Annotated in this window: 9 protein-coding genes; 3 read left to right on the forward strand and 6 right to left on the reverse strand. The window is 64.3% G+C overall.

What is annotated here, in order from left to right:
- Window positions 1-190 precede the first annotated feature (190 nt).
- On the forward strand, window positions 191-619 hold the full coding sequence (locus IVB13_RS07850) for a response regulator (RefSeq protein ID WP_018456631.1): 429 nt from the start codon (window positions 191-193) through the stop codon (window positions 617-619).
- The gene (locus IVB13_RS07855; protein ID WP_026233214.1) at window positions 597-4,193 is read left to right on the forward strand and encodes a PAS domain S-box protein; all 3,597 of its coding nucleotides are present in this window, start codon (window positions 597-599) and stop codon (window positions 4,191-4,193) included. Before IVB13_RS07850 ends, IVB13_RS07855 begins: the two co-directional genes overlap by 23 nt.
- Before the next feature lie 117 nt (window positions 4,194-4,310).
- Here the strand turns inward: IVB13_RS07855 and IVB13_RS07860 are convergent, their stop codons facing one another.
- Entirely contained in the window at window positions 4,311-4,946 is a 636-nt protein-coding gene (locus tag IVB13_RS07860) for a response regulator (protein WP_018456633.1), read from the reverse strand.
- Window positions 4,947-5,130: 184 nt separating this feature from the next.
- Between IVB13_RS07860 and IVB13_RS07865 the strand changes: the two genes are divergently transcribed.
- A complete protein-coding gene (locus IVB13_RS07865; protein WP_018456634.1) occupies window positions 5,131-5,385 on the forward strand; it encodes a hypothetical protein in 255 nt (84 codons plus the stop codon).
- 56 nt (window positions 5,386-5,441) lie between these two features.
- Here the strand turns inward: IVB13_RS07865 and IVB13_RS07870 are convergent, their stop codons facing one another.
- From IVB13_RS07870 to IVB13_RS07890, 5 genes are all read right to left on the reverse strand, one after another.
- Complete coding sequence (locus IVB13_RS07870) at window positions 5,442-5,945, reverse strand: response regulator (RefSeq protein WP_018456635.1); 504 nt, start codon at window positions 5,943-5,945, stop codon at window positions 5,442-5,444.
- Between the two features lie 141 nt (window positions 5,946-6,086).
- Window positions 6,087-6,401, reverse strand: coding sequence for a hypothetical protein (locus IVB13_RS07875; RefSeq protein ID WP_018456636.1), 315 nt, complete (start codon window positions 6,399-6,401; stop codon window positions 6,087-6,089).
- 2 nt (window positions 6,402-6,403) lie between these two features.
- On the reverse strand, window positions 6,404-7,285 hold the full coding sequence (locus IVB13_RS07880) for a protein-glutamate O-methyltransferase CheR (protein WP_018456637.1): 882 nt from the start codon (window positions 7,283-7,285) through the stop codon (window positions 6,404-6,406).
- Between the two features lie 59 nt (window positions 7,286-7,344).
- The gene (locus tag IVB13_RS07885) at window positions 7,345-7,731 is read right to left on the reverse strand and encodes a response regulator (RefSeq protein WP_018456638.1); all 387 of its coding nucleotides are present in this window, start codon (window positions 7,729-7,731) and stop codon (window positions 7,345-7,347) included.
- A gap of 31 nt (window positions 7,732-7,762) precedes the next feature.
- Window positions 7,763-8,236 (reverse strand): chemotaxis protein CheW, encoded by a 474-nt coding sequence (locus IVB13_RS07890; protein ID WP_007598954.1) that lies wholly within the window; start codon window positions 8,234-8,236, stop codon window positions 7,763-7,765.
- Window positions 8,237-8,368 lie beyond the last annotated feature (132 nt).

An 8,368-nucleotide genomic window follows, 5' to 3' on the forward strand; every position in this document is an offset into this window, starting at 1 on the left:
GCGGTTGTCGCGAGCGCTTGTGCACGTCACCGTGCATAAATTGACGCAACCGAGTTCGCCTTTTGCGAGCAATCTTGGGATCGATGGCGAAGTGCTTGCAGGCCAGATGCAATCCGCGCAACAATTTCAGAGTTGATGGTTTGATTTGCGGTCGCTGGGACACCCCATCCGGCCCGGGAGGATACCAGACGTGGCCAACATCCTGATCGTGGATGACGATCCGGCCGTGCAGATGACGATTCGGCTGCTCCTGGAGAGGGCCGGTCATCAAATCACCGTCGCCGGAGACGGCCGCAAGGGACTTGCGCTGTTCGAGGCCGGCCAGTTCGACCTTCTCTTTCTCGACATCTTCATGCCCGGCATGGACGGCCTGGAGACGATGCGCCACATCCGGGCGCTGCAGCCGGCGATTCCGATCGTCGTCATTTCCGGCCGTTCGTTCACGCCGGACGCCCATGCGGAGCCGGACTTCCTCAAGATGGCGACCAAGCTCGGCGCGGTGGCGAGCTTGCAGAAGCCGTTCCGGGCCGACGCGCTGCTCGCCGCGGTCGCTGGCTGCCTGGACGCGGCGCGGACGGCATCGGTGAGGAATCCGGATGTCAGCACCGGCCGCCGATGACAAGAACCTTCATTCTGTTCCAACCGAGCGCGGGCACGGCCATTCAGGAAGCGGTGCAGATTTCCCCATGACACTCGCTACGCGGCTCGCCATCGCGATGATCCTGCTGGTGGCGGTCACCGTGGCCGCAGTCGGCTGGCTCGGCTATCGCAATATCACCCAGGCCGTCATTCCGCGGGTCCTGGAACGGATTGAAGCCCAGTCGAGCCTGCTGGCCACCCATCTTGAATCCTACGTTGCCGGCGCGCGCGGCGATCTGCTCGGTTATCGCTCCGCCGCGGCCATCAACGGCCTGATCCGTGCCCACATCGGTGGAGGCCTCGACGATGTCGACGGCGTTTCCGAGCAAACCTGGCGCGAGCGCATCGCAGCCCGGCTCGCAGCCGAGATCGACGCGAAACCGAGCTACGGGCAATTTCGAATCATCGGCCTTGACGACGACCAGCGCGAGTTGGTCCGCGTCGATCGCGCCGGCCCGAACGGAACAGCACGGATCGTCCCCGACGGCGAACTGGAACGCAAGAGCGACCGAACCTACTTCCAGGAGACGATTCGATTGGCGCCGGGCGACATCTATGTTTCGCCCGTCGATCTCGCCACGCGGCAGGGAGGAACCACGGACCCTCACATTCCGACGTTGCGCGTCGCGACTCCGCTGTTCACGCCTGATAGCAAGCCGTTCGGCATCGTCATCGCCAATATCGACATGCGTCCTGCGCTCGACCGCGTCCGCTCGACCACGAGCGCAGGAGGAGAAATCTATGTCGTGAATTCGCGTGGCGACTATCTTGTCCACCCTGATCGTGCGCGGGAATTCGGTGCATTGCTTGGCAACGCCAACGATTGGCGCCGGGACTTTCCTTTCTTTGCAGCCCGGGCCGGCCTGCCGCAAGGATCCACGCAGCTTACGAGCGACCAAGCGGGCCGGCCGAGTGGAGCGGCGCTCGCACCGGCACTGCTGGCCGGCAAGGAGTGGTTGGCAGTCATCGAGACGGCCCCACCATCCGTGTTCAGTAGCGTTCCGGCGGCCATTCAAAAAGCCTCCTCACTGGTCGGCCTGCTTGCTGTCCTTGCCGCAGCTTTGCTTGCGGTACTGCTGGCGCGCTCATTGACGCGGCCGATCGGGCGTCTGACCGCGGCGGTGGAAGCGATCGGCAGCGGACGGCGCGCCGAGATTCCCGTCGATGCGAGCGGAGAGACAGGCGTGCTGGCGCGGGCATTCGCGCAAATGGTCGAAGAAACGAGAGCGAAGACGACCGCGCTTGAACGCGAGATCGAGGAGCATCGCCGCACCGAGGCCGCGCGAAGCCATCATGAAGCGCGCGAGCGCTTGTTCAGCGCCGCCGTCGAATCCTCCGACGAAGCGATCGTGATGCAATCGCTCGACGCCATCATCACCGGCTGGAATGCCGCCGCCGAGCGCCTCTACGGCTATTCGGCGAATGAGGCGATCGGGAAATCCACCTCGATCATCGTCCCACCCGACCGACGCGAGCAAGGCAAGGACTATTTGCGGCGGATCGCCGGAGGTGAACCGATGGAACGGTTCGAGACGGTGCGCCTGCGCAAGGATGGCACGCCGGTCGAAATCTCACTCAGCCTGTCGCCGATCAGGGGCCCATCGGGCGAGATCGTGGGCGCCTCCGGCACCGCGCGCAGCCTGACCGAGGCGCGACGGGCCGAGCGGGCGCTGCAGCAGCAGCTCGAGGAACGGCGACAGATCTTCGAGACCTCCCAGGATCTGATCATGGTGATGGACGCGCGCGGCCACATCGCGCAGATCAGTCCGAGCAGCGAGGCCATTCTCGGCTACCGGCCGGAGGAGATGATCGGCCGCAGCGGCGCCGATTTCATTCATTCCGGCCATCTCGACCAGTCGCGCGACGAGATGCGCGCGCTCAGGCGCGGCGAGCGGCTGAAGCTCGCGGACACCCGCTGCTTCCACAAGGACGGTCGTGAGGTCTGGCTGTCCTGGCTCGGCAGCTGGTCCGACCACGCCCAGCGCTACTTCTTTGTCGGGCGCGACATGACAGAAGCGAGGCTTGCACAGGAGTCCTTGCGGGAGAGCGAACAGCTTGCGCGCAACATCGTCGAGACCTCGCTCGATGCTTTCACCCAGACGGACCACACCGGGGCCATCCTGAGTTGGAACTCGCAGGCCGAGAAGCTCTTCGGATGGACCCGTGAGGAGGCGATCGGCAAGAATGCGATTGAGCTTTTCGTCGCCCCCAGTGAGCGCGAAAGCGTCAGGGCCAGACTGAAGCTCTTTCTCGAATCCGAGCAACAATCGCTGGCTAATCCACGGCGCGAACTTTTGGTGCGGCGACGCGACGGTAAGGAGTTCAGGGCCGAGCTCAGCGTCACGGCGCTCCAGCGACGCGAAGGCGTTCTCTTCAATTCGTTCTACCGCGACCTGACCGACAAGATCGCGGCCGACGAGCGCATCCGCCAGGCCGAGAAAATGGAGGCGGTCGGCCAGCTCACCGGCGGCGTGGCGCACGACTTCAACAACATTCTCACCGTCATCACCGGAACGATCGAGATCCTGGCCGACGCGGTGGCCAACGAGCCGGAGCTCGCGGCGATCACGAAGATGATCGACGAGGCCGCCGGGCGTGGCGCCGAGCTGACGCAGCACCTGCTGGCGTTTGCGCGCAAGCAGCCGCTCCAGCCGCGCGAGATCGACGTCAACGCGCTGATCATCGACACGGCGAAATTATTGCGGCCGACGCTGGGCGAGCAGATCCATATCGAATCGGTGTTCGAGGACGAGAACTGCGTCGCGATCGTCGATCCCAGCCAGCTCACCACCGCGATCCTCAACCTCGCGCTCAATGCCCGCGATGCCATGCCGGGCGGCGGCAAGCTGATCGTGGAGACGGGCGCGGCCTATCTCGACGAGGTCTATGCCAGCGTCAACGACGTCCCGCCGGGACACTACGTGCTGATCGCCGTGAGCGACACCGGCAGCGGAATTCCCGCCAACATGCTGGCCAGGGTGTTCGACCCCTTCTTCACCTCGAAGGGACCGGGCAAGGGCACCGGACTCGGGCTTTCGATGGTCTACGGCTTCATCAAGCAGTCGGCGGGCCATATCAAGATCTACAGCGAGGAAGGCCACGGCACCACGATCAAGATGTACCTGCCGCCCGGCAAGACGCCGACGGCGGTCGGCGAGGGCGTGACGCCGGCGACCATCGAGGGCGGACACGAGACGATCCTTGTGGTCGAGGACGACCGGCTGGTGCGCGACTACGTGCTGGCACAGCTGCATTCGCTCGGCTACGTCACCTTGCAGGCTGCGAACGCCGCGGAGGCGCTCGCAATCGTCGCCGCCGGAAAACCGTTCGACCTCCTGTTCACCGACGTCATCATGCCCGGCAAGATGAACGGAAGGCAGCTCGCCGACGAACTGCAGAGAACGCGTCCCGATCTCCGGGTGCTCTACACGTCCGGCTATACCGAGAACGCGATCATCCATCACGGCCGGCTGGATTCGGGCGTTCTGCTGCTAGCGAAGCCCTATCGCAAATCGGATCTGGCGCGGGCCATCCGCAAGGCGTTGAACAGTTGATGGCGCGTCGGGTGAGAGCCCGCAGCCCGGGTGAGCGAAGCGATACCCGGGAACACCACGAGCCAGGTCCCGGAAGTCGCTTCGCTCATCCGGGCTACGAAATGTCGCCCACGGAATTTACGACGCGCGCTGCGCCGCGGTCATCACGATCCGGATCAGATCGGCGGCATTGCGCGCACCGAGCTTCTTCATGATGTTGGCGCGATGGTCCTCGATGGTGCGCGGGCTGATGCCGAGCGTGCGGCCGGCCTCCTTGTTGGAAGCGCCGGCGGCGAACTGCTCAAGCACCTCGCGCTCCCTGCGCGTCAACGGCTCGCGCCCGGGGAAATGCAGCGAGCCGAACTTCGGCGCTGCGTTCTCCGACTGCCTGCGGGCATAGGCGTCGATCGCCTCGTCGAGCCGGCCGACGATCTCGCTGCCGCGGAACGGCTTCTCGATGAAGTCGAGCGCGCCGCTCTTGATGGCCCCGACCGCCATCGCGATATCGCCCTGTCCGGAGATCATGAAGATCGGTGCCGGATAGTCCTCGCCGTGCAGCTCATTGAGAATATCGAGCCCGGACTTGCCGGGAATGTGCACGTCGAGCAGGACCGCTGCAGGTGTGCGGCTTCGCGCGACGGAGAGCAATGCTGCGCCGTCCGCAAAACAGATCACCTCATAGCCCGCCGCCTTCAACACCATCGACAAGGTGTCGCGAACGGCAGCGTCGTCGTCGACCACGAAGATTTCACCGCGAGAGCTTTGTTCGGCCATGTGCCACACATCCGGTTGGCATGAAGGACTCGCGTCCGCCCCAACCGTTATGGCGTTCGGCGCGGATTCGGCCCACCGTATTTGTACGGGACATGAACTTGACGCACAAGTAGCGGCGAGGCGCCTAATTGCAGAGGACGGAGAATATCCATGCTAATTTTGGCCGCTACCGCCTTTCGTGGCAATGCCCGAAGTCGAGAGCCGTGAGCTGATTGCGGCCGACCTTCGCGTGCTGATCTCGCAGATCGAGAGCAGCATGCGCCGGACCGCCACAGCCATGGCTCAAGAACACGGGAGCGATCCGGAAAGTTCCGCCGACGTCTTCGTGCTCGACGATGTCACACCCCGGTATGCCAGGGCGATCGCCGCGCTCGACGCCTGCCGGGCGGGCCTTGGCCACGCCCTGGAATGCCTGTCGGAGGCCAGCGGTACGCTGTAGATCGCGATCGCTGCGACGCGGCGACCGCATTCTTTCATCGCATGGCCGGCCGCGGATCAGGCGCGGTGCCGCTCCACGATCGCGTCGGTGGCGACACCGCCCCAGGTGTGGATCGCCGGCAGGCCCATCGCGGTCTTGCCGAGATTGGCGAGGCTGATGCGCAACGCGGCCAGATCCAGCGGCTTGGGCAGGCTCTGGAGCTCGATCCCGACGGAACGGGCGAAGCTGCGGGCGGCGCTGCGGCGCTTGCCGTCCATGCCGCTGACGACGATCACGGCGCCGCCAAATTTCGCCTTGGCCATCTCGCCCAGCACGTCCATGCCGTCGCCATCCTCTAGCACGAGATCGAGTGTCACGCAGTCGAAGCGCGCGGTGCGGAGTTTCTCGATCGCTTCGGCCACGGACGGCGCCACGGTGACCTCGTGGCCGGCCTGCTTGGCCGCGATCGTGATCAGGCTGCGCTGTGTGCCGTCGTCATCGACCACCAGAAGCTGAAGCGCGCGCCGCTCGGCGGCGTCGGGCAGGTTTGACGGGAGAGAGGAGAAAGAGCTTCTGGGCATTGCCGTATCCTGAGATTGAGACCGGCAATGGATACACCGTTCGCGCTTAGGCGACGTAAAGCCGCGACGGCAAATTCAGTCGGATGTTTCAGCAAATGCGAACCAACGTCGCGGAAAACGGCGACGCGACGCACGTGAAGATCACGCCGCCTCGTCACGGCCACCGACGGCCCGCTTCTTCCGGTTCTTGCCCCGCAGGAATTGAATGTCCATTTCGACGCCGTTGACGCGCACCAATTCGCAGCGGCGGTAGGCAAGGCCGGTGGACGACAGCAGCAGGAAGAACTCTTTGAGGTTCAGGCCCTGAATCGAGCCTTCCACCGTCAGGATGGCGTCGGTGTCGGAGATCGCGTTGAGCTTGCAGTCGCGGCGCCAAGTGCCGTCGATGGCCATGATGCAGACATCATAGCCGCGACTGAACGTCACGCGTTCCGCGCCTTTGCCATCCTCGGCCATGCCTATCGTCCCGCCATGACCGCTAGGCGCGGCGCTGCGCCGGCAAGAACCGGCTTGGCGGCCGCCGCGCGCGGGTCGTTCGGCTTGTAGAGACCGCGCTTCTCCGGAATCGGCCTGAACGTGTCGGTCAGTCCGACCACCGTTTCGGCCGCGCCCAGCACCAGGAAGCCGTCTCCCTCGATCTGGCGAGCCAGCCGGTTGAAGATGTTGATCTTGGTGTCCTGATCGAAATAGATCAGCACGTTGCGGCAGAAGATGACGTCGAAGGTGCCGAGCTGAGCGAAATCGTGCAGCAGATTGAGCTGCCGGTGCTGGATCATCGCCCGCAGCTCGGGATTGATCTGCCAGGTCTCGCCGATCTGCTTGAAATATTTCATCAGCATCTGGATCGGCAGTCCGCGCTGCACTTCGAACTGGCTGTAGATGCCGGCCTTGGCCTTCTCGAGCACCTCCTGCGACAGGTCGGTCGCGATGATCTCGACGCGCCAGCCAGTTAGGGCCGCACCCATCTCCTTTAGGCTCATCGCGAGCGAATAGGGCTCCTGCCCCGTGGAGCCGGCGGCGCACCAGATGCGGACGCTGCGGCGGCCGGCGCGGGCCTTGATGATCTCCGGCATGATGGTGTCGCGGAAATGATCGAACGGGACCTTGTCGCGAAAGAAGAAGGTCTCGTTGGTGGTCATCGCCTCGACCACGCTGGTGACGAGCGCGCCCGAGCCAGCGCCTTGCAGCTTCTGCACGAGCTCGCCGATGCCGGAGATCCCGGCCTTGCGCGCCAGCGGCAACAGCCGGCTTTCAATCAGATATTGCTTGTCTGCGGACAGATCGAGCCCGGAATGATCCCTCAGGAACTTACGCAGATAATCATACTCGGTCGGGGTCACGGATAGGCCTCTCGGAAGCTGTACTGGGAACACTCTGGCTGGAACACTCCGCCAGACACTCAGACCATGGCTTGTCCGACCGGAATCAAGCCGACTTCTGCGAATTTGTCGGCGATGATGTCTTTATCGAAGGGCTTCATGATGTACTCGTTGGCGCCGCCGCTGAGCGCCTGAGCGATATGAGCCACGTTATTTTCGGTGGTGCAGAATACAACCTTGGGCTGGTCGCCGCCCGGCAGGCGGCGCATGTGGCCCATGAACTCGAAGCCGTCCATCACCGGCATGTTCCAGTCCAGCAGCACCGCGTCGGGCAGCTTGCGCTGACAGACCTCGAGCGCCTTGGAGCCGTCCTCGGCCTCCGTGACTTCGAATTGCAGGCCTTCCAGGATCCGGCGTGCGATCTTGCGCACGACGCTGGAATCATCGACCACCAAGCACGTCTTCATTTGGGTTCTCCGGCTTCGATGTTTTTGGGGCTCACGCAGCCATTTGCACTTCGGTTTTGAGTTCGAGGACGCGATCGACGTCGAGGACGACCATGAGCTGGCCGTCGAGACGGTGGACACCGCCGGCGAGCTTGGCCATGCGGGGGTCGAGATTGACGGGGTTTTCTTCCATGCCGTCCTCGGCGAGCCGCAGCACTTCGCCGATCTGGTCGATCAGGAGGCCGTAGGATTCACCGCGCAGATCGACGCCGACCGCCATCGGGATCTTGCCGTCCTCGGGCTTGGGCAGGCCGAGCCGGGCGCGCATGTCGACCACGGTGACGATGCGGCCGCGCAGGTTCAGCACGCCCGCAATCTCGCGCGAGGACAGCGGCACGCGGGTGACGCGCTCGGGCATGAACACGTCCTGGACGCGGGAGATCGGCAGGCCGAACAGCTGGCCGCCGATCATCGCGGTGACGTATTCGACCATGGCGCCTTCGCCGGACTGGGTCTTCTTGGTCATGTGCGTATCTCCTGATCCATCCCGCTGGGGTTTAGGCGGCTGCGCGGCTCAGCTCGGAGGCACCGGCGGCGCCCGCGGTCTGTTCCTTCAGCGCCGCGATCAGACCGGGACGGTCGAACTTGGCGACATAGT

Origin of the sequence: Bradyrhizobium sp. 17 (assembly GCF_023073515.1) — a bacterium.
Taxonomy (GTDB): Bacteria; Pseudomonadota; Alphaproteobacteria; order Rhizobiales; family Xanthobacteraceae; genus Bradyrhizobium; species Bradyrhizobium canariense_D.

What these genes read in the sequence shown, in the direction of transcription:
- IVB13_RS07855 (WP_026233214.1), top strand. Translation starts at nt 597, where the DNA reads ATGTCAGCACCGGCCGCCGATGACAAGAACCTTCATTCTGTTCCAACC.
- IVB13_RS07890 (WP_007598954.1), bottom strand. Translation starts at nt 8,236, where the DNA reads ATGACCAAGAAGACCCAGTCCGGCGAAGGCGCCATGGTCGAATACGTC.
- IVB13_RS07865 (WP_018456634.1), top strand. Translation starts at nt 5,131, where the DNA reads ATGCCCGAAGTCGAGAGCCGTGAGCTGATTGCGGCCGACCTTCGCGTG.
- IVB13_RS07875 (WP_018456636.1), bottom strand. Translation starts at nt 6,401, where the DNA reads ATGGCCGAGGATGGCAAAGGCGCGGAACGCGTGACGTTCAGTCGCGGC.
- IVB13_RS07870 (WP_018456635.1), bottom strand. Translation starts at nt 5,945, where the DNA reads ATGCCCAGAAGCTCTTTCTCCTCTCTCCCGTCAAACCTGCCCGACGCC.
- IVB13_RS07860 (WP_018456633.1), bottom strand. Translation starts at nt 4,946, where the DNA reads ATGGCCGAACAAAGCTCTCGCGGTGAAATCTTCGTGGTCGACGACGAC.
- IVB13_RS07885 (WP_018456638.1), bottom strand. Translation starts at nt 7,731, where the DNA reads ATGAAGACGTGCTTGGTGGTCGATGATTCCAGCGTCGTGCGCAAGATC.